The sequence below is a fragment of the Pseudomonas sp. NY15435 genome, from assembly GCF_048068295.1.
In the GTDB taxonomy this organism is placed as follows: domain Bacteria; phylum Pseudomonadota; class Gammaproteobacteria; order Pseudomonadales; family Pseudomonadaceae; genus Pseudomonas.
The window spans coordinates 642410-661961 of the sequence record NZ_JBLUQA010000001.1; the positions used below are offsets into that span (position 1 = coordinate 642410).

Sequence of the window (19552 nt, forward strand, 5' to 3'; positions counted from 1 at the left end):
TCAAGCAGATGGCGGCCATTGTAGCCGCTCGCGCCGGCATTTCGGGCGCCATCGAGGCTCCACACAATCTCCACCCAGCGAGCACATTGCGCCCACGGCGCGCGCGCAACCTGAGGCCATTCGATCCACAGGCCCGGAGGCCCGCGATGCGTACCCCAACCTTCCTTGCACGGCTGTGCTGCCTGCTGCTGGCAACAAGCGCCAGCCTGGCGGCACCGGCTGCCGAAGACCGTCCTGCCAGCGATAGCAGCGCCAGTCCCTACTTCTTCGTCGAGAACGCCGATGCATCCGTCGACGCCTTGCCGCTCAAGGCGACTCGCGTAGATGCCCGCGTGCTGGGCAATATCGCCGAAGTCACGGTGACCCAGGAATACCGCAACCAGGGCAAGACACCGCTGGAGGCGCGTTACGTCTTCCCCGCCTCGACCCGCGCCGCCGTCCATGGAATGAGCGTGCGCCTGGGCGAGCGGGTGATCCAGGCGCAGATCCGCGAGAAGCAGAAGGCCCAGGCCGAGTACCAGCAGGCCAAGAGCGCAGGCAAGACTGCCGCGTTGCTGGAGCAGGAGCGCGAGAACGTGTTCCAGATGAACGTCGCCAACATCCTGCCTGGTGACGTGGTGCAGGTGGAGTTGCGCTACAGCGAACTGCTGGTACCCACCGACGGGCGCTACCAATTCGTGTTCCCGACCGTGGTCGGCCCGCGCTACAACGGCAAAGGCACTTCCGGTACCGGCAACCAGCCCTGGATTTCGACGCCCTACCTGCAACAGGGTCAAGCCTCAGACACGCAATTCGCCCTGCAGGTGGAGTTACTGGCACCGGTGCAGATCGGCGAGATCGCTTCGCCCTCGCACCCGGTCGATATCCAGCGGGACGGCCAGCGCGCCAGCATCCGTCTGGCTGCCGACGAGACCGCCGGCAACAACCGCGACTTCATCCTCGACTACCGCCTCGGCGGCGACCAGGTGCAAAGCGGCCTGCTGCTGTCGCGCGGCGCACAGGAGAACTTCTTCCTCGCCATGGTCGCGCCGCCGCGCGCGCCGGATGCCAGGCTCATCGTGCCGCGCGACTATGTGTTCATCGTCGACGTGTCCGGCTCCATGAATGGCTTCCCACTGGACACCACCAAGGCATTGCTGCGCGACCTGATCGGCCGCCTGCGGCCGAGCGACACCTTCAACCTGCTGCTGTTCTCCGGCGACAACCGCAAGCTCGCCGACACTTCCCTGGCGGCCACGCCGGCCAACATCCGCCGCGCCACCGACATGCTCGACGGCGAGCAGGGCGCAGGCGGTACCGAGCTGATGCCAGCCTTGCGCGAAGCGCTGGCGATGCCCACCGACCCGGAGCGCTCGCGCAGTTTCGTAGTGATCACCGACGGCTTCGTCACCGTGGAAAGCAGCGCCTACCAACTGGTGCGCGAGAACCTGAACAAGGCCAACCTGTTTGCCTTCGGCATCGGCACCTCGGTGAACCGCAGCCTGATCGAAGGCCTGGCACGGGCGGGGCAGGGCGAGCCCTTCATCGTCACTGACAGGACATCGGCCGGCCAGCAGGCCGAGCGCCTGCGGCGCATGATCGACAGCCCGCTACTGCAAGGTATTCACGCGAGCTTCGAAGGGCTGGAGGTCTACGATGTCGAGCCCCGGCAACTGCCCGACCTCTTCGCCAACCGTCCGCTGGTGCTGTTCGGCAAATGGAAAGGCGAGCCACGCGGCGAACTGCGCCTCGACGCCCACGCTGCCGATGGCCCATTCCAGGTACGGCTGCCGATCAGCGCCGACAACTTCACTGACAATGGCGGTGCGCTCGCCCACCTGTGGGCACGCCAACGCCTCGCCTCCCTGATGGACCAGGAGGCGTTGGACGGTGGCTTCGAGTTCAGCTCGCAGATCCTTGATCTCGGCCTGACGTACCAGCTGCTGACGCCTTACACCTCGTTCATCGCCGTCGACCAGCAGGTGCGCAATCCCGATCCGCAGGCGAGCAGGACGGTCAATCAACCACTGCCGCTGCCCCAGGACGTGAGCAACAGCGCTGTCGGCAGCAACGTGCCCGGCACACCGGAGCCAGGCGTATGGGCCATGTTGCTGCTGGCCTCGTTGGGCGGCTGGTGGTGGCGGAGGAAGGCTGCATGACCCGTCGCCTGCCCGGCTGGAGCTGGCTGCTGTTCGCCGCGCTGGCGGCCTGGCCGAGCTGGCTGTGGGCGGCGCGGCGGCTCGGTGATGGCTCGGATGATCCGCTGGGGATCATCGCGCTGGCGGCGCTCGGGCTGCTGCTCTGGCGCGACCGCCTCAGCCTGCTCACGCAACCGCGACTGCGCTGGCTGGGTGGTGCAGCGGTGCTGCTGATCGTCGGCGCGCTTTCCCAATCGATCCTGCCGCCACTGCTGCGCGGGCTGCTCTCGGTTCTGGCGCTGCTGCTGGTGATACACAGTCTGCGCGCCCCCGGCCAACCCTGGCTGGCCGGGCTGGGGTTGGGCGTGCTGTCGCTGCCGTTGCTGTCTTCGCTGCAGTTCTTCGTCGGCTACCCGCTGCGGGTGATCACCGCCGAGGTCAGCGCCTGGCTGCTTCGCCTCGGCCCCTGGACGGTGGAGCGGCAGGGCAGTGCGCTGCTGATCGATGGCCAGTGGGTGATGGTCGATGCACCCTGCTCGGGTATCCAGATGGCCTGGGTCGGCTACTTCACTGCCTGCTTGCTGGCGGCCTGGCAGCGGCTGCCGGACCGTCTCTTGCTGCGCCGCTTGCCGCTGGTGGGCATGCTGGTGCTGGGCGGCAATATCCTGCGCAACACCCTGCTGGTCTGGGGCGAAAGTGGGGCGAGCGGGCTTCCCGGCTGGGTGCACGAAGGTGTTGGCTTGCTGGTGTTCGCGGCGGTGTGCGGGATGATTCTGCGGGTGATCGGGCGGGGTTCGTTCGAGGTGCCGGCGCTGGGCCAATCGGCGTGCCTGCCGGCATCCGCAAGCATCCAGGGAATCGTGCTGAGCGCCTTGCTGCTGGCGATGATCTGGCCGCTGCTAGGGTCGCCGAGCGCTTCCGCGCGGGTGAGCGCACCTCACGAATGGCCCACGCAGTTCGAAGGTCGTCTGTTGCGGCCGCTGGCGCTGTCAGCGGTGGAGCAACGCTTCGCCGTAGACTTTCCCGGCCAGCTCGGCCGTTTCACCGATGGCCAGCGCAGCATCGTGCTGCGCCAGGTGTTGCAGCCGACACGCAAGCTGCATCCGGCCGAAGACTGCTTCCGCGCCATCGGCTATCGCGTCGAACAGACACAACTGCGCAAGCGCGTGGCAGCCGACGGTTTGCAGCGTTGCTTCATCGTCACACGCGGCGGCGTGAGGCTGCAGGTCTGCGATTACATCGAGGACGCCAACGGACAGTCCTTCTCCGATACCTCGGCCTGGTACTGGTCAGCGCTCGCCGGTCGCTCCAGAGGGCCGTGGCTGGCCGTCACCCTGGCCAGGGCATTGCCCTAGGCGCGAGTCAGCTCAGCGTAACGGTCGCAGTCGACGGTGTGGTCCATCACCATGCCGGTGGCCTGCATGAAGGCGTAACAGATGGTCGGGCCGACGAAGTTGAAACCGGCCTTGCGCAGCGCCTTGCTCATGGCCTCCGCCTCCGGCGTCACCGCCGGCACCTGGCCGCGTTCGCTGAAGTGGTTGACCTTGGGCTGGCCGCCGACGAAGGACCAGAGGAATTTCACCGGGTCCTCCAGCTTCAGCCAGGCCTGGGCGTTCTGCCGCGCCGCCTTGAGCTTGGCAAAGTTGCGGATGATGCCCGGGTCCTGCATGCGCTCCTCGATCTCTTCGTCGGTCATGCGTGCCAAGCGCTCGGGGTCGAAGCCGAACAGCACCTCGCGGTAGCGCTCGCGCTTCTTCAGCACGGTAATCCACGACAAGCCCGCCTGGGCGCCTTCGAGGATGATCATCTCGAACAGTGCACGGGGATCGCGCTGGGGCACGCCCCATTCGGCATCGTGGTAGGCGATATACAGCGGGTCGTCGTTACACCAGAAGCAGCGGGGCATGGCGGTCGTCCTGACAGGGAAAGTCCGACTATAGACAATCCACTGTATGAAAATACAGTCATCGGCGGATTTTCCTGTCGATTCGTGAACTTCCGCCGGGCGCCTGGAAAGCGCTGTGAGGCCCAAGCTGTAAGCGCCTTGGGGTATACTGCCGGGTTTTAGTCGCATATCCAGCACAGGTGAAATTCGTGAGCCAGACTACGCCCGCCGTGCCCACCTTCCAGGACCTGATCCTCGCCCTGCAAAAATACTGGGCCGATCAGGGCTGTGTGGTGCTGCAGCCCTACGACATGGAAGTAGGCGCCGGCACCTTCCACACCGCCACCTTCCTCCGCGCCGTGGGCCCGGAAACCTGGAACGCGGCGTACGTGCAACCCAGCCGCCGCCCTACTGACGGCCGCTACGGCGAGAACCCCAACCGCCTGCAGCACTATTACCAGTTCCAGGTGGTCCTCAAGCCCAACCCGGAAAACTTCCAGGAGCTGTACCTGGGCTCGCTGCAGGCCATCGGCATCGATCCGCTGGTGCACGACATCCGTTTCGTCGAAGACAACTGGGAATCGCCGACCCTCGGCGCCTGGGGCCTGGGCTGGGAAATCTGGCTGAACGGCATGGAAGTCACCCAGTTCACCTACTTCCAGCAAGTGGGCGGCATCGAGTGCTACCCGGTCACCGGTGAGATCACCTACGGCCTGGAACGCCTGGCCATGTACATCCAGGGCGTCGACTCGGTGTACGACCTGGTCTGGGCCGACGGCCCGTTCGGCAAGGTCACCTACGGCGATGTGTTCCACCAGAACGAAGTGGAACAGTCGACCTACAACTTCGAGCACGCCAACGTCGAGAAGCTGTTCGAGCTGTTCGACTTCTACGAAAGCGAAGCCAACCGCCTGATCGAGCTGCAGCTGCCGCTGCCGACCTACGAGATGGTCCTCAAGGCCTCGCACACCTTCAACCTGCTGGACGCCCGCCGCGCCATCTCGGTAACCGAGCGTCAGCGCTACATCCTGCGCGTGCGCACCCTGGCCCGCGCCGTGGCGCAGAGCTACCTGCAGGCCCGCGCCCGCCTCGGCTTCCCGATGGCCACCCCCGCATTGCGTGACGAAGTACTGGCCAAGCTGAAGGAGGCCGAATAATGAGCGCGAAGGATTTCCTCGTCGAACTGGGCACCGAAGAGCTGCCACCCAAGGCACTGAAAAGCCTCGGTGAGGCCTTCCTGGCCGGCATCGAGAAAGGCCTGAAGGCCGCCGGCCTGACCTACGCCGCTGCGCGCTGCTACGCCGCGCCGCGTCGCCTGGCCGTGCAGATCGACCAACTCGCCGTGCAGCAGCCCGACCGTACTGTGAACCTCGACGGCCCGCCGCTGCAGGCTGCCTTCGACGCCAGCGGCAACCCGACCCAGGCCGCCCTGGGCTTCGCCAAGAAGTGTGGCGTTGACCTGGAACAGATCGACAAGAGTGGCCCGAAGCTGAAATTCAGCCAGACCATCGCCGGCCAGCCGGCCGTTGGCCTGCTGCCGGGCATCGTCGAGACCTCGCTGAATGAGCTGCCGATTCCCAAGCGCATGCGTTGGGCTGCTCGCCGCGAAGAGTTCGTGCGACCGACCCAGTGGCTGGTGATGCTGTTCGGCGATGACGTTGTCGACTGCGAAATCCTCACCAAGAAAGCCGGCCGTGAATCCCGCGGCCACCGCTTCCACAATCCGGCCAACGTGCGCATCTCTGCACCGGCCAACTACCTGGAAGACCTGCGCAGCGCCCACGTGCTGGCCGACTTCGCCGAGCGCCGCGAGATCATCGCCAAGCGCGTCGCCGAACTGGCCGCCGAGCAGAAGGGTAGCGCGATCGTCCCCGCCGACCTGCTGGACGAAGTAACCGCGCTGGTCGAATGGCCGGTGCCGCTGGTGTGCTCCTTCGAGGAGCGTTTCCTCGCCGTGCCGCAGGAAGCCCTGATCACCACCATGCAGGACAACCAGAAGTACTTCTGCCTGCTGGACGCCAACGGCAAGCTGCTGCCGCGCTTCATCACCGTGGCCAACGTCGAGAGCAAGGCACCGGAGCAAATCATTTCCGGCAACGAGAAGGTCGTGCGCCCACGCCTGACCGACGCCGAGTTCTTCTTCAAGCAGGACCAGAAGCAGCCGCTGGAGGCCTTCAACGACCGCCTGAAGAACGTGGTGTTCCAGGCCCAGCTCGGCACCGTGTACGAGAAGGCCGAGCGTGTCTCCAAGCTGGCCGCCTACATTGCCGAGCGCATTGGCGGTGACGCGAGCAACGCCGCCCGCGCCGGCATCCTGTCCAAGTGCGACCTGGCCACCGAAATGGTCGGCGAGTTCCCGGAAATGCAGGGCATCGCCGGTTACTACTACGCCACCGCCGGTGGCGAGGCCAAGGACGTCGCCCTGGCTCTGAACGAACAGTACATGCCGCGTGGAGCCGGCGCCGAACTGCCAGGCACCCTGACCGGTGCCGCGGTGGCCGTGGCCGACAAGCTCGACACACTGGTCGGCATCTTCGGTATCGGCATGCTCCCCACCGGCAGCAAGGACCCGTACGCCCTGCGCCGTGCAGCCCTGGGCGTGCTGCGCATCCTCATCGAGAAGCAACTGGACCTGGACCTCGCCGACGCCATCGGCGTGGCCGTAGCGCAGTACGGCGACAAGGTGAAGGCCGAGAATCTGTCCGAACAGGTGCAGGACTTCGTCTTCGACCGCCTGCGTGCTCGCTACGAGGATGAGGGCGTGGACGTCGCCGTGTATCAGGCCGTGCGCGCGCTCAAGCCGACCGCTCCGCTGGACTTCGACCAGCGCGTACAAGCGGTGCAGGCCTTCCGTCAGTTGCCTGAAGCAGCCGCCCTGGCCGCCGCCAACAAGCGCGTGTCGAACATCCTGGCCAAGGCCGAAGGCGAGGTACCTGCCGCCGTCAACGCCAGCCTGTTCGCCGAGACCGCCGAGAAGGCCCTTGGCAGCGCCGTGGCGAACGCGGAGGCGGAAGTAGCTCCGCTGGCCGCGGCTCGCGATTATCGCGCCGCCCTGGCCCAGCTGGCGGCCCTGCGCGCGCCGGTCGACGCCTTCTTCGAGGAAGTGCTGGTCAACGCGGACGACAGCGCCGTGAAGGCCAATCGGTACGCGTTGCTGGCCAAGCTGCGCGGGCTGTTCCTCGGCGTCGCCGATATCTCGCTGCTGGGCTGATGCCCACCTGAAAGCCGGGAGTTCGCAACGGTTCGCCGTCACGAACTCCCGGCTTTTTCATTTCCGACTCATGAAGCCCTGACGTATCCCAGCATGAAGCTACTGATCCTCGACCGCGACGGCGTCATCAACCAGGACTCTGACGCCTACATCAAATCCCTCGACGAGTGGATTCCGATCCCCAGCGCGATCGCAGCCATCGCCCGCCTGAGCAGGGCCGGCTGGACCGTGGCGGTGGCCACCAACCAGTCGGGCATCGCTCGTGGCTACTACGACCTGGCCACCCTGGAAAGCATGCACCAGCGCCTGCGCGAACTGGTGGCGGAGCAGGGTGGCGAACTCGGCGTGGTCGTCTACTGCCCGCATGGTCCCGACGAGGGCTGCGACTGCCGCAAGCCGAAACCCGGTATGCTGCTGCAGATCGCCCAGCACTATGGCGCGCAATTGCGTGGCACTTGGTTCGTTGGTGACAGCCGGGGTGACCTGGACGCCGCGCTGGCCGTCGATTGTCAGCCCGTGTTGGTAAAAACCGGCAAAGGCGAGCGAACCCTGACCAAACCGTTGCCCGAAGGCACGCTGGTATTCGACGATCTGGCGGCAGTTGCCGACCAACTTCTTTCCTGAGGACCCATCCCCCATGTCGATAGTGCAGGCCATCAGAACCGTACTCTTCTACCTGCTGCTGTCGTCCAGCGCCTTCGTCTGGGGCACCCTCAGCCTGCTGATCGCGCCATTCCTGCCGTACCGCGCGCGCTACCGTTTCATTGCCCAGGCCTGGTGCAAGTTCGCCGTCTGGCTCGCTAGCTGGATGGTCGGTGTGCGCTACGAACTCAAGGGCGTGGAGAACATCCCCGACCAGCCCTGCGTGATCCTCGCCAAGCACCAGAGTACCTGGGAGACCTTCTTCCTCACCGGTTACTTCGAGCCGCTGGCTCTGGTACTCAAACGCGAACTGCTGTTCGTGCCCTTTTTCGGCTGGGCCATGGCGCTGCTCAAACCCATCGCCATCAATCGCGAGCAGCCCAAGGTGGCCCTCAAGCAGATCGCCAAGCAGGGCGATGAGTGTCTCAAGAAGGGCGCCTGGGTCCTGATCTTCCCCGAAGGCACCCGCGTGCCCACCGGGCAGATCGGAAAGTTCTCCCGCGGTGGCGCCTCCCTGGCCGTCAACGCCAGCCTGCCGGTGCTGCCGATTGCCCACAACGCCGGACACTGCTGGCCGAAGAACGGCTGGGCGAAATATCCCGGCACCATCCAGGTAGTAATCGGCCCGGCGATGTACGCAGAAGGAGAGGGCGCACGCGCCATCACCGAGCTCAACCAGCGTGCCGAGAACTGGGTCGTGCAGACCCTGCGCGACATGGGCGAGCTGCCTCCGGAAGCTACACCTCAAGCAGTCGCCGAAGCCTCCTGAGCATTTCTGCGAAGCAAAAGAAAAGGGCCCCGAAGGGCCCTTTCTTTTTGCCTGCAGGTCAGACGTCCAGGTTGGACACTGCCAGGGCGTTGCTTTCGATGAAGTCGCGGCGCGGCTCCACGGCATCGCCCATCAGGGTATTGAACAGCTGGTCGGCCGCGATGGCATCCTCGATGGTTACCTTGAGCATGCGACGCACGTTCGGGTCCATGGTGGTTTCCCACAGCTGATCCGGGTTCATCTCGCCCAGACCTTTGTATCGCTGGATGCTGTGGCGCTTGGTGCCTTCGGTCATCAGCCAGTCGAGAGCTTCCTTGAAGCTGCTGACGCTCTTCTTGCGTTCACCCTTCTGCACGTACGCGCCATCTTCCAGCAGGCTGTTCAGCTTGCTGCCCAGTTCGGTTACCGCGCGGTAATCGTTGCTGGCGAAGAAGTCGCGGTTGAAGGTAACGTAGTTCGACAGGCCGTGGGCAACCATCTCGACTTCCGGCAGCCACAGGTGACGCTCGCGGTCTTCGCGCAGGCTGACCTTGTAGGTCAGGCCGGACTTCTCCACCGCCTTCAGGCGCGCCTGGAACTGCTCGATCCAGGCCTGCATGGTGGCCTGGTCACCCAGCTTGTCGGCCTCGATGCGCGGCAGGTAGATGAAGTGCTCGGTCAGGTCCTGCGGGTACAGACGGGACAGGCGGGAGAGGGTGCGCATGACACCACGATATTCGTTAACCAGCTTCTCCAGCGCTTCTCCGGACAGGCCCGGGGCGCTTTCGTTGACGTGCACGCTGGCTTCCTCAAGGGCCGACTGGGTCATGTATTCCTCCATGGCCACGTCGTCCTTGATGTACTGCTCCTGCTTGCCGCGCTTCACCTTGTACAGCGGCGGCTGAGCGATATAGATGTAGCCACGCTCGACCAACTCCGGCAGTTGACGGAAGAAGAAGGTCAGCAACAGGGTACGGATGTGCGAACCGTCGACGTCAGCATCGGTCATGATGATGATGTTGTGGTAGCGCAGCTTGTCGATGTTGTACTCCTCGCGACCGATACCGCAGCCCAGCGCGGTGATCAGCGTGCCGACCTCCTGGGAGGACAGCATCTTGTCGAAGCGAGCTTTCTCGACGTTGAGGATCTTGCCCTTGAGCGGCAGGATCGCCTGGGTCTTGCGGTTACGGCCCTGCTTCGCAGAACCGCCCGCGGAGTCACCTTCCACGATGTACAGTTCGGAGAGGGCGGGGTCCTTCTCCTGGCAGTCGGCGAGCTTGCCCGGCAGACCGGCGATGTCCAGCGCGCCCTTGCGGCGAGTCATCTCACGGGCCTTGCGCGCGGCTTCACGGGCGCGGGCAGCGTCGATCATCTTGCCGACCACGGCCTTGGCTTCGTTCGGGTTCTCCAGCAGGAAGTCGGCGAAGTACTTGCCCATCTCCTGTTCCACGGCAGTCTTCACCTCCGAGGAAACCAGCTTGTCCTTGGTCTGCGAGCTGAACTTAGGATCCGGCACCTTCACCGAAATGATTGCAGTCAGACCTTCACGGGCGTCGTCACCCGTGGTGGCGATCTTGAATTTCTTCGCCAGGCCTTCCTGCTCGATGTAGTTGTTCAGATGACGGGTAAGGGCGGAGCGGAAGCCCGCCAGGTGGGTACCGCCGTCACGCTGGGGAATGTTGTTGGTAAAGCAGAGGATGTTCTCGTTGAAGCTGTCGTTCCACTGCAGAGCGACTTCCACGCCGACGCCGTCTTCTTCGCGCTGGCAGTTGAAGTGGAAGACCTGGTTCACCGCGGTCTTGTTGGTGTTCAGGTACTCGACGAAAGCGCGCAGGCCACCCTCGTACTTGAACAGCTCTTCCTTGCCGGCACGCTCGTCACGCAGGACGATGCCGACGCCGGAGTTGAGGAAGGACAGCTCGCGAATCCGCTTGGCCAGGATGTCCCAGCTGAAGTGGATATTGTGGAAGGTTTCCGGGGAGGGCTTGAAGTGAACTTCGGTACCCGACCCATCGGTATCGCCCACCGGGCGCAGCGGGAATTGCGGAACGCCGTGGTGATAAACCTGTTCCCAGACCTTGCCTTCACGGCGAATGGTCAGGCGCAGCTCGTGGGAGAGGGCGTTCACAACCGAGACACCCACGCCGTGCAGGCCGCCGGATACCTTGTAGCTGTTGTCGTCGAACTTACCACCGGCGTGAAGGACGGTCATGATGACCTCGGCCGCGGAGACCCCTTCTTCCTTGTGGATATCCACCGGAATGCCGCGACCGTTGTCGCGCACGGTTATGGATTCATCGGTGTGAATGGTGATGCTGATCTCGCTGCAGTAACCCGCCAGCGCTTCGTCGATCGAGTTGTCCACGACCTCGAAGACCATGTGGTGCAGGCCAGTGCCGTCGTCGGTGTCACCGATGTACATGCCTGGACGCTTACGTACGGCATCCAGCCCCTTCAGTACCTTGATACTGGAAGAGTCGTAGGTGTTCTCGCTCATTCTTCACTCCCGATGGTAGTGTCCTGAGAGACGCGCCCATGTTCCACGTGGAACATCGACACCGGCGTTTCCATTTGCCAGCCGTCTTTCAATAAGTGCGGGTCAACGCAGGTGATGAATACCTGGCAACCCAGATCTTCGAGAAGCCGGCACAATGACAACCGATGCTTCTCATCCAATTCGGAGGGGAGGTCATCCACCAGGTAGACGCATTGCCCGCGCTTGGCCTGGTTGATCAAATGCCCCTGGGCAATCCGCAAAGCGCAGACCACCAATTTCTGTTGGCCACGAGATAGGATCTCCGCGGCATTGTGTCCCCCCAGGCGAATTCTCAAATCCGCTCTTTGCGGCCCGGCCTGTGTATGCCCCATCTGCTGATCGCGCAGCAGGCTGGAAGACAGCACTTCACTCAGCTCGCGTTCCTTATCCCATCCCCGGTAATAGCTGAGCGTCAGATCATCGATCTGGATCAGCTCGGCCAGGGTACGCTCGAACTGGGGTTTGAGTGCCTGGATATAGGACCGCCGATAGGCGTCGATTTCATCGCTCGCCGAGCATAATTCGCGGTCCCACGCTGCCTGCGAAGCACCGTCCAGTTTACCATGTCGGAGCCACGAGTTCCGCTGCCGCAGGGCCTTCTGCAGTCTTTGCCAGGCGATCATGAAGCGTTGTTCCACGTGGAACACACCCCAATCGAGGAACTGCCGGCGAATCTTCGGAGCGCCCTCCAGCAAGCGGAAGCTATCCGGGTTGATCAGTTGCAGCGGCAGGGTCTCCGCTAGCTGGGCAGCGCTCCGCGCATTCTGGCCATCGATGCGAATCTGAAACTCCCCCTGGCGATCTCGCGACACCCCCAGGCTGCTATCAAAGCCATTGCCCAGGCGCACCTGTCCAAACACCGTGCAAGCCGGTTCTTCGTACTGGATGACAGGTTGCAGACGCATGCTGCGGAATGAGCGGGCAAGCCCGAGCAGGTGGATGGCTTCCAGCACGCTGGTTTTGCCGCTGCCGTTTTCGCCGTAGAGGATGTTGATGCGGGGGGAGGGGGAGAAGGTCACCGGGTGCAGGTTACGCACCGCGGTGACCGAAAGGCGGGTAAGGGACATCGATACGCGTCAGAGGCGCATCGGCATGACGACGTAGGCAGAATCGTCATTGTCCGCTTCCTGCAGGAGTGCACTGCTGTTGGAGTCGGAGAGGATCATGCGCATCTGCTCGGTCCCCATTACACCCAGGACGTCCAGCAGGTAGCTCACGTTGAAGCCGATTTCCAGGCTGCCACCGTTGTAGTCGACCTGCACTTCTTCTTCCGCCTCTTCCTGTTCCGGGTTATTCGCCTGGATTTTCAGGAGGCCATTGGAGAGCTGCAGACGGATACCACGGTACTTCTCGTTGGAAAGAATCGCGGTACGGCTGAACGCTTCGCGCAGAACCTGGCGATCACCGAGCACCAGCTTGTCACCACCCTTGGGCAGTACGCGCTCATAGTCGGGGAACTTGCCGTCCACCAGTTTGGAAGTGAAGGTGAACTCACCGGTGGTCGCACGAATGTGATGCTGGCCAAGCACGATGGATACTTCGCCGTCTTGCTCGGTGAGCAGGCGAGCCAGTTCAAGAATGCCTTTGCGCGGCACGATCACTTGATGGCGATCCTGAGCTTCCGGCACGCCGTTGCTCAGCGAGCACATGGCGAGACGGTGACCGTCGGTGGCCACAGCACGCAGGGTACCGCCGCTAACTTCCAGCAGCATGCCGTTCAGGTAATAACGCACATCCTGCTGCGCCATGGCGAAGCTGGTGCGATCGATCAGGCGACGCAGCTTGCTCTGCACCAGGCTGAAAGTCAGCGAGCCCGGGCCTTCTTCCACGGTGGGGAAGTCATTGGCGGGCAGGGTGGAGAGGGTGAAGCGGCTGCGGCCGGCTTTTACCAGAAGCTTCTGCTCGTCAACGCGGATATCGATCACGGCATCGCTGGGCAGGCTCTTGCAGATATCCATCAGCTTGCGCGCCGGCACGGTGATTTCACCCGGCTCGGCAGCATCTTCCAGCGTGACACGACCCACCAGTTCGACTTCGAGGTCGGTACCGGTCAGCGACAGTTGCTGACCTTCGACGACCAGCAGGACGTTGGAAAGAACCGGCAGCGTCTGGCGGCGCTCAACAACGCCAGCGACCAGTTGCAGGGGTTTCAACAGAGCTTCGCGTTGAATAGTGAAATGCATGGTCTAGTCCCTTGCCTCGTGAGGCTGCGTCAAGTGGTCAGAGTACGCAGCAGGTTCTTGTAGTCCTCGCGGATATCCGCGTCGGATTCCTTGAGTTGAGCGATCTTACGACAGGCGTGCAGCACCGTGGTGTGATCCCGACCGCCGAAGGCCACGCCGATCTCCGGCAGGCTGTGGTTGGTCAGTTCCTTGGAGAGTGCCATGGCAACCTGACGCGGACGTGCCACCGAGCGCGAACGGCGCTTGGACAGCAGGTCGGCGATCTTGATCTTGTAGTACTCGGCGACGGTGCGCTGGATATTGTCGATGCTGACCAGCTTGTCCTGCAGGGCCAGCAGGTCCTTCAGCGACTCGCGGATCAACTCGATGGTGATCGGCCGGCCCATGAAGTGGGAGTGGGCAATCACACGCTTGAGCGCACCTTCCAGCTCGCGCACGTTGGAGCGAATGCGCTGGGCGATGAAGAACGCAGCGTCGTGCGGCAGTTCGACCTTGGCCTGCTCGGCCTTCTTCATCAGGATCGCCACACGGGTTTCCAGCTCCGGCGGCTCCACGGCCACCGTGAGACCCCAGCCGAAGCGAGACTTCAGGCGCTCTTCCAGGCCCTCGATTTCCTTCGGGTAGCGGTCGCTGGTCAGGATGACCTGCTGGCCGCCTTCAAGAAGGGCGTTGAAGGTGTGGAAGAACTCTTCCTGGGAACGCTCCTTGCGGGCAAAGAACTGGATATCGTCGATCAACAGCGCGTCCACCGAACGGTAGAAGCGCTTGAACTCGTTAATGGCATTGAGCTGCAGCGCTTTCACCATGTCCGCGACGAAGCGCTCCGAATGCAGGTACACGACCTTGGCATTGGGGTTCTTCTTCAGCAGATGGTTACCCACAGCGTGCATCAAGTGGGTTTTCCCCAGGCCGACGCCGCCATAAAGGAAGAGCGGGTTGTAGCCGTGCTTGAGGTTGTCCGCTACCTGCCAGGCCGCTGCGCGGGCCAACTGGTTGGATTTACCTTCGACGAAGTTCTCGAAGGTGAAGGTGCGGTTGAGGTAGCTGGTGTGCTTGAGCGCACCTTCTACCTGCACGTTGCGCTCCGTACGCACCGCAGCAGCCGGCATGGCGGCGGCCAGCGGGTCGATACCCGGGCTGGATTCGTCAAGATCAGCGATGGCCTGCACCGGCGCAGCCTGGATCAGCTGCGGTTCGGCAACGGACATCGCCACCGGCGCCGGAGCAACGGCAACAGGGGCCACTACTGGTTGCGCGACTGGCTGGACGCTGACCTGCGGCGTAGGTACCAGGGCAGGGCGCGGCGTACGGCTGCGGCGGCTGCCAATCAGCAGCGAGATCGCTGGGATCTGCCCATTACCGCGCTCGCTCAGCAGTTCGAGCAAGCGCCCCATGTACTTTTCATTGACCCAGTCGAGTACGAAACGGTTGGGTGCGTAGACGCGCAGCTCTTCACCCTCGGCCTCGACCTGCAAAGGTCGAATCCAGGTGTTGAATTGCTGGGACGGCAGCTCGTCGCGCAGAAGCTCCACGCACTGCTGCCAAAGTTCCACGGACACGGATATCCCCCAAAGAAGTCGCAAAGCGAAACAGGCGGCTATTGTATCCGCGCCCGGCCAACTTATCCACAGTTAAGCGAGCCGGGATACAAGTAAAATCAAGGTGTTAATGATTTTACCGGCGGTCGGCTAATAGCGCCTTGAGCCTTGTGGATAACAGCTTGATGGGGCAGGGGAAGACTCTGGTGATCGTTCTGTGGAAAAAATCCCTGTGGAAAAAGCCGCATTCCATACCCAGCTTTCCAACCGGCCCCACACAAGCAGCCCACGACTTCCCGACAGGCTTATCATTCCACCCAGGCCGCTTATTCAAAGGCGCTTGCAGACTTATGCACAGGCAAAGGCCTGCATAAACATAATCATCGCTTCAATCTTTAAAAAAGAGATTTCCTCCCTTTCTATAGATTTTGTATCCGGGTCTGGTTGGAAATTGACCTGACCGCCTGATTTCACTAGAATCGCCGGTCTCTTTAAACGGGGTCACTGCGACCTCATGTCGTCAAACCCAGGTACCGAATCATGAAACGTACTTTCCAACCCAGCACCCTCAAGCGCGCTCGCGTGCACGGCTTCCGCGCTCGCATGGCCACCAAAAACGGTCGTCAGGTTCTGTCGCGTCGTCGCGCCAAGGGCCGTAAGCGTCTGACCGTCTGATTTGTCTGACACAGGTGGTGAGTCGAGATTTCAGCCGGGATAAGCGTCTTCTGACAGCCCGGCAATTCACTGCAGTCTTCGACTCCCCCACCTCCAAGGTTCCCGGCAAGCACATCCTGCTGCTGGCGCGCGAAAACGGTCTCGATCATCCCCGCCTGGGCCTGGTGATCGGTAAGAAGAACGTCAAGCTCGCCGTCGAGCGCAACCGCCTCAAACGCCTTCTCCGTGAATCCTTCCGCCATAACCAGCAGAAGCTGGCTGGCCTGGATATCGTGGTGATCGCGCGCAAGGGCCTCGGCGATCTGGAGAATGAAGAGCTGCACCAGCAGTTCGGCAAACTCTGGAAGCGTCTATTGCGCAACCGGCCCAGCCCGGAACCTTCGACAGAATCTCCGGGAGTGGCCGACAGTTCCCATGCGTAGACTGGCGCTGTTACTGATCCAGTTTTACCGCTACGCCATCAGTCCCATGATGGGCAGGCACTGTCGTTTCTACCCCAGCTGTTCCTGCTACGCGCAGGAGGCCATTGAAACCCATGGCTTCCTGCGTGGTGGCTGGCTGGCCGCTCGTCGCCTCGGCCGCTGCCACCCCTGGCATCCCGGTGGCTACGATCCGGTACCGCCAGATCCTTCCAAGCCCGCCCCTTCCTCGACGGCCGAGTAACCATGGACATCAAACGTTCAATCCTATTCGTCGCCCTGGCAATCGTGTCCTATGCGCTGGTTCTCCAGTGGAACAAGGACTACGGCCAGCCCGAACTGCCGGCACAGACCGCGACCTTCAATCAGACTGAAGGCCTGCCAGACACTTCCGTGCCTGCCGGCAACGCGGCCAATGCCGACGTACCCACCACGCAGAACGCCCAGGCCAGCCTGCCCAACGAGCAGAAGCCGGCGGCAGCCAGCGAACAGCTGATCCGCGTGAAGACCGATGTCCTGGACCTGACCATCGACCCGCGCGGCGGCGACGTGATCAGGCTCGGCCTGACCCAGTACCCGCTGCGCCAGGACCGCCCGGACGTGCCGTTCCCGCTGTTCGAGCGTGACAACCAGCGCACCTACCTGGCCCAGAGTGGCCTGACCGGAGCCAACGGTCCGGATGCCGCTGCCAGTGGTCGTCCGCTCTACGCCTCGGCTAAACCCGTCTACGAACTGGCCGACGGCCAGGACCAGATGGTCGTCGACCTGACTTATGCACAGGACGGCGTCAGCTACATCAAGCGCTTCACCTTCCACCGCGGCCTGAAAAACGACTGCACCGAGAAGGAAAAAGCGCAGAAGAAGCTGGAGTGCATCAATCCCAATGCCTATCAGGTCGGCGTGAGCTACCTGATCGACAACCAGAGCGACAAACCGTGGAACGCCTCGCTGTTCGCCCAGCTCAAGCGTGACGCCAGCGTCGACCCGTCCTCCACCACCGCTACCGGCGTATCGACCTACCTCGGCGCTGCGGTCTGGACCCCTGAAAAGCCCTACGTGAAAGTGTCCATGAAGGACATGGACAAGGAGCAGTTCAAGGAAACCGTCCAGGGTGGTTGGGTAGCCTGGCTGCAGCACTACTTCGTCACCGCCTGGGTTCCCGCCAAGGGCGATACCCACAGCGTGATGACCCGTAAGGACGCCCAGGGCAATTACATCGTCGGCTACACCGGTCCCAACCTGACCGTCGCTCCCGGCGCCAAGGGCGAAACCAGCATGACCCTGTATGCCGGCCCGAAACTGCAGGCATACCTGAAGGAACTGTCCCCGGGCCTGGAACTGACCGTCGACTACGGCCCGCTGTGGTTCATCGCCCAGCCGATCTTCTGGCTGCTGCAACATATCCACAACCTGGTGGGTAACTGGGGCTGGTCGATCATCTTCCTGACCATCGTCATCAAACTGGCTTTCTTCCCGCTGTCCGCTGCCAGCTACCGCTCCATGGCCCGCATGCGCGCCGTGTCGCCGAAACTGGCTGCACTGAAGGAACAGCATGGCGACGATCGCCAGAAGATGTCCCAGGCGATGATGGAGCTGTACAAGAAAGAGAAGATCAATCCGCTGGGCGGCTGCCTGCCGATCCTGGTACAGATGCCGGTCTTCCTCTCCCTGTACTGGGTTCTACTGGAAAGCGTCGAGATGCGCCAGGCTCCGTGGCTGGGCTGGATCGTCGACCTGTCGGTGAAAGATCCGTTCTTCATCCTGCCGATCATCATGGGCGCCACCATGCTGGTTCAGCAGATGCTCAACCCGACGCCGCCGGACCCCATGCAGGCCAAGGTGATGAAGCTGATGCCGATCATCTTCACCTTCTTCTTCCTGTGGTTCCCAGCCGGTCTGGTTCTGTACTGGGTTGTGAACAACTGCCTGTCCATCGCACAGCAGTGGTACATTACCCGTCGGATCGAGGCTGCCGCGAAGAAGGCTTCTGCCTGATATCGCAGCCTGACACCGATCGACAAGACGCCCCCTCGTGGGGCGTTTTGCTATGTGGATAACTTGCCTGCCCGCGAGCCACGACAACAACCGCGAGACCGCCGACATGAATGCAGCCCGTGAAACCATCGCCGCCGTCGCCACTGCCCAGGGCCGTGGTGGAGTGGGCATCGTCCGCGTCTCCGGCCCTCGTGCGCGGGCCATGGCCATCACCCTGAGCGGTCGCGAGCCACAACCGCGCTACGCCCACTACGGGCCGTTCCACGCCGATGACGGCGATGTCATCGACGAAGGCCTGCTGCTCTACTTTCCGGGCCCGAACTCCTTCACCGGCGAAGACGTACTCGAACTGCAAGGGCACGGTGGCCCAGTGGTGATGGACATGCTCCTGCAGCGCTGTCTGGAACTCGGCGCACGCCAGGCCCGCCCCGGCGAGTTCAGCGAACGCGCCTTCCTCAACGACAAGCTCGACCTGGCCCAGGCCGAAGCCATCGCCGACCTCATCGAGGCCAGCTCCGCGCAAGCTGCACGCAATGCCGTGCGCTCCCTGCAAGGCGAGTTCTCCCGCCGCGTACACAGCCTCACCGACCAACTGATCGGCCTGCGCATGTACGTCGAGGCCGCCATCGACTTCCCGGAAGAAGAAATCGACTTCCTCGCCGATGGCCATGTCCTCTCGCAACTGGATGCAGTACGCGCCGAACTGGCTTCGGTACTGCGCGAAGCCGGCCAGGGTGCACTGCTGCGCGACGGCATGACCGTGGTTATTGCCGGGCGTCCCAACGCCGGAAAATCCAGCCTGCTGAACGCCCTCGCCGGGCGTGAAGCCGCCATCGTCACTGACATTGCCGGCACCACACGCGACGTGCTGCGCGAACATATCCACATCGACGGCATGCCACTGCACATCATCGATACCGCCGGCCTGCGTAGTACCGATGACCATGTGGAAAAGATCGGCGTAGAGCGTGCGCTGAAGGCCATCAACGAGGCCGACCGGGTACTCCTGGTGGTCGACTCCACCGCACCGGAAGCCAACGACCCCTTTGCACTGTGGCCGGAGTTCCTCGACAGCCGGCCAGACCCGGCGCATGTGACGCTGATCCGCAACAAGGCGGATTTATCCACAGAGCACATCGGGCTCGAAGAAAGCGCCGACGGCCACGTCACCATCACCCTGTCCGCCCGCTCGGGCCATGGCTTGGACCTCCTGCGCGAGCACTTGAAGGCCTGCATGGGCTTCGAACAGACCGCGGAGAGCAGCTTCAGCGCTCGCCGGCGCCACCTTGAAGCTCTGCGACAGGCGGGAGACAGCCTTGAGCACGGCCGCGCACAGCTCACCCTGAGCGGCGCAGGCGAACTGCTGGCCGAAGACCTGCGTCAGGCCCAGCAAGCCCTGGGCGAGATTACCGGCGCCTTCACGCCGGACGACCTGCTGGGACGTATCTTCTCAAGCTTCTGCATCGGCAAGTAATCCACAACTCCGCTTTCCCTGCCGATGACGGGTCTACTCGTCATCGCGTCTTCTGCTGTCCGGCATTTCTCTCCCCTGAAGACCTATCCACAACCAGAAACTCTTCAGGATGCCCGTCATACGTGGCCT

General features: G+C 62.9%; 15 protein-coding genes and 1 pseudogene. 11 read left to right on the forward strand and 5 right to left on the reverse strand.

Annotated elements, in window-relative coordinates:
* Positions 1-146: 146 nt before the first annotated feature.
* Both ACNFH5_RS03070 and xrtQ read left to right on the forward strand, forming a co-directional pair.
* Entirely contained in the window at positions 147-2138 is a 1992-nt protein-coding gene (locus ACNFH5_RS03070; RefSeq protein ID WP_416744122.1) for a VIT and vWA domain-containing protein, read from the forward strand.
* On the forward strand, positions 2135-3472 hold the full coding sequence (gene xrtQ, locus ACNFH5_RS03075) for an exosortase Q (protein ID WP_416744124.1): 1338 nt from the start codon (positions 2135-2137) through the stop codon (positions 3470-3472). The genes ACNFH5_RS03070 and xrtQ overlap by 4 nt, the downstream gene beginning before the upstream one ends.
* Here xrtQ and ACNFH5_RS03080 read toward each other — a convergent pair.
* A complete protein-coding gene (locus tag ACNFH5_RS03080) occupies positions 3469-4023 on the reverse strand; it encodes a DNA-3-methyladenine glycosylase I (protein ID WP_416744125.1) in 555 nt (184 codons plus the stop codon). The genes xrtQ and ACNFH5_RS03080 overlap by 4 nt on opposite strands.
* Before the next feature lie 188 nt (positions 4024-4211).
* Between ACNFH5_RS03080 and glyQ the strand changes: the two genes are divergently transcribed.
* The 4 genes from glyQ (at position 4212) to ACNFH5_RS03100 (ending at position 8624) form a co-directional block, all read left to right on the forward strand.
* The gene (gene glyQ / locus ACNFH5_RS03085) at positions 4212-5159 is read left to right on the forward strand and encodes a glycine--tRNA ligase subunit alpha (protein WP_081518980.1); all 948 of its coding nucleotides are present in this window, start codon (positions 4212-4214) and stop codon (positions 5157-5159) included.
* The gene (gene glyS / locus ACNFH5_RS03090) at positions 5159-7213 is read left to right on the forward strand and encodes a glycine--tRNA ligase subunit beta (protein ID WP_416744127.1); all 2055 of its coding nucleotides are present in this window, start codon (positions 5159-5161) and stop codon (positions 7211-7213) included. The genes glyQ and glyS overlap by 1 nt, the downstream gene beginning before the upstream one ends.
* Positions 7214-7306: 93 nt before the next feature.
* Complete coding sequence (gene gmhB / locus ACNFH5_RS03095; protein ID WP_416744128.1) at positions 7307-7837, forward strand: D-glycero-beta-D-manno-heptose 1,7-bisphosphate 7-phosphatase; 531 nt, start codon at positions 7307-7309, stop codon at positions 7835-7837.
* A 13-nt stretch (positions 7838-7850) separates the two neighbouring features.
* Positions 7851-8624 (forward strand): lysophospholipid acyltransferase family protein, encoded by a 774-nt coding sequence (locus ACNFH5_RS03100; RefSeq protein WP_416744130.1) that lies wholly within the window; start codon positions 7851-7853, stop codon positions 8622-8624.
* 58 nt (positions 8625-8682) lie between these two features.
* Here the strand turns inward: ACNFH5_RS03100 and gyrB are convergent, their stop codons facing one another.
* The 4 genes and pseudogenes from gyrB to dnaA all read right to left on the reverse strand — a co-directional run bounded on the left by gyrB (position 8683) and on the right by dnaA (position 14881).
* Positions 8683-11100, reverse strand: coding sequence for a DNA topoisomerase (ATP-hydrolyzing) subunit B (gene gyrB, locus ACNFH5_RS03105; protein WP_416744132.1), 2418 nt, complete (start codon positions 11098-11100; stop codon positions 8683-8685).
* Between the two features lie 3 nt (positions 11101-11103).
* A pseudogene (gene recF / locus ACNFH5_RS03110) lies at positions 11104-12206 on the reverse strand (DNA replication/repair protein RecF).
* Between the two features lie 9 nt (positions 12207-12215).
* On the reverse strand, positions 12216-13322 hold the full coding sequence (gene dnaN / locus ACNFH5_RS03115) for a DNA polymerase III subunit beta (protein ID WP_416744134.1): 1107 nt from the start codon (positions 13320-13322) through the stop codon (positions 12216-12218).
* A 29-nt stretch (positions 13323-13351) separates the two neighbouring features.
* A complete protein-coding gene (gene dnaA / locus ACNFH5_RS03120; RefSeq protein ID WP_416744136.1) occupies positions 13352-14881 on the reverse strand; it encodes a chromosomal replication initiator protein DnaA in 1530 nt (509 codons plus the stop codon).
* 519 nt (positions 14882-15400) lie between these two features.
* Between dnaA and rpmH the strand changes: the two genes are divergently transcribed.
* The 5 genes from rpmH to mnmE all read left to right on the forward strand — a co-directional run bounded on the left by rpmH (position 15401) and on the right by mnmE (position 19423).
* The gene (gene rpmH / locus ACNFH5_RS03125) at positions 15401-15535 is read left to right on the forward strand and encodes a 50S ribosomal protein L34 (RefSeq protein ID WP_003100258.1); all 135 of its coding nucleotides are present in this window, start codon (positions 15401-15403) and stop codon (positions 15533-15535) included.
* A gap of 14 nt (positions 15536-15549) precedes the next feature.
* Entirely contained in the window at positions 15550-15957 is a 408-nt protein-coding gene (rnpA, locus tag ACNFH5_RS03130; protein ID WP_026079029.1) for a ribonuclease P protein component, read from the forward strand.
* Positions 15950-16198, forward strand: a complete 249-nt coding sequence (gene yidD, locus ACNFH5_RS03135) for a membrane protein insertion efficiency factor YidD (RefSeq protein ID WP_015479779.1) — start codon at positions 15950-15952, stop codon at positions 16196-16198. The genes rnpA and yidD overlap by 8 nt, the downstream gene beginning before the upstream one ends.
* Before the next feature lie 2 nt (positions 16199-16200).
* Positions 16201-17949 carry a membrane protein insertase YidC gene (gene yidC / locus ACNFH5_RS03140; RefSeq protein WP_416744139.1) on the forward strand — a complete coding sequence of 583 codons (1749 nt, stop codon included), beginning with the start codon at positions 16201-16203 and terminating at the stop codon, positions 17947-17949.
* A gap of 106 nt (positions 17950-18055) precedes the next feature.
* The gene (mnmE, locus tag ACNFH5_RS03145; RefSeq protein ID WP_416744140.1) at positions 18056-19423 is read left to right on the forward strand and encodes a tRNA uridine-5-carboxymethylaminomethyl(34) synthesis GTPase MnmE; all 1368 of its coding nucleotides are present in this window, start codon (positions 18056-18058) and stop codon (positions 19421-19423) included.
* Positions 19424-19552: the final 129 nt, after the last annotated feature.

What these genes read in the sequence shown, in the direction of transcription:
- ACNFH5_RS03070 (WP_416744122.1), top strand. Translation starts at nt 147, where the DNA reads ATGCGTACCCCAACCTTCCTTGCACGGCTGTGCTGCCTGCTGCTGGCA.
- xrtQ (WP_416744124.1), top strand. Translation starts at nt 2,135, where the DNA reads ATGACCCGTCGCCTGCCCGGCTGGAGCTGGCTGCTGTTCGCCGCGCTG.
- ACNFH5_RS03080 (WP_416744125.1), bottom strand. Translation starts at nt 4,023, where the DNA reads ATGCCCCGCTGCTTCTGGTGTAACGACGACCCGCTGTATATCGCCTAC.
- glyS (WP_416744127.1), top strand. Translation starts at nt 5,159, where the DNA reads ATGAGCGCGAAGGATTTCCTCGTCGAACTGGGCACCGAAGAGCTGCCA.
- gmhB (WP_416744128.1), top strand. Translation starts at nt 7,307, where the DNA reads ATGAAGCTACTGATCCTCGACCGCGACGGCGTCATCAACCAGGACTCT.
- ACNFH5_RS03100 (WP_416744130.1), top strand. Translation starts at nt 7,851, where the DNA reads ATGTCGATAGTGCAGGCCATCAGAACCGTACTCTTCTACCTGCTGCTG.
- gyrB (WP_416744132.1), bottom strand. Translation starts at nt 11,100, where the DNA reads ATGAGCGAGAACACCTACGACTCTTCCAGTATCAAGGTACTGAAGGGG.
- dnaN (WP_416744134.1), bottom strand. Translation starts at nt 13,322, where the DNA reads ATGCATTTCACTATTCAACGCGAAGCTCTGTTGAAACCCCTGCAACTG.
- rpmH (WP_003100258.1), top strand. Translation starts at nt 15,401, where the DNA reads ATGAAACGTACTTTCCAACCCAGCACCCTCAAGCGCGCTCGCGTGCAC.
- yidD (WP_015479779.1), top strand. Translation starts at nt 15,950, where the DNA reads ATGCGTAGACTGGCGCTGTTACTGATCCAGTTTTACCGCTACGCCATC.
- yidC (WP_416744139.1), top strand. Translation starts at nt 16,201, where the DNA reads ATGGACATCAAACGTTCAATCCTATTCGTCGCCCTGGCAATCGTGTCC.
- mnmE (WP_416744140.1), top strand. Translation starts at nt 18,056, where the DNA reads ATGAATGCAGCCCGTGAAACCATCGCCGCCGTCGCCACTGCCCAGGGC.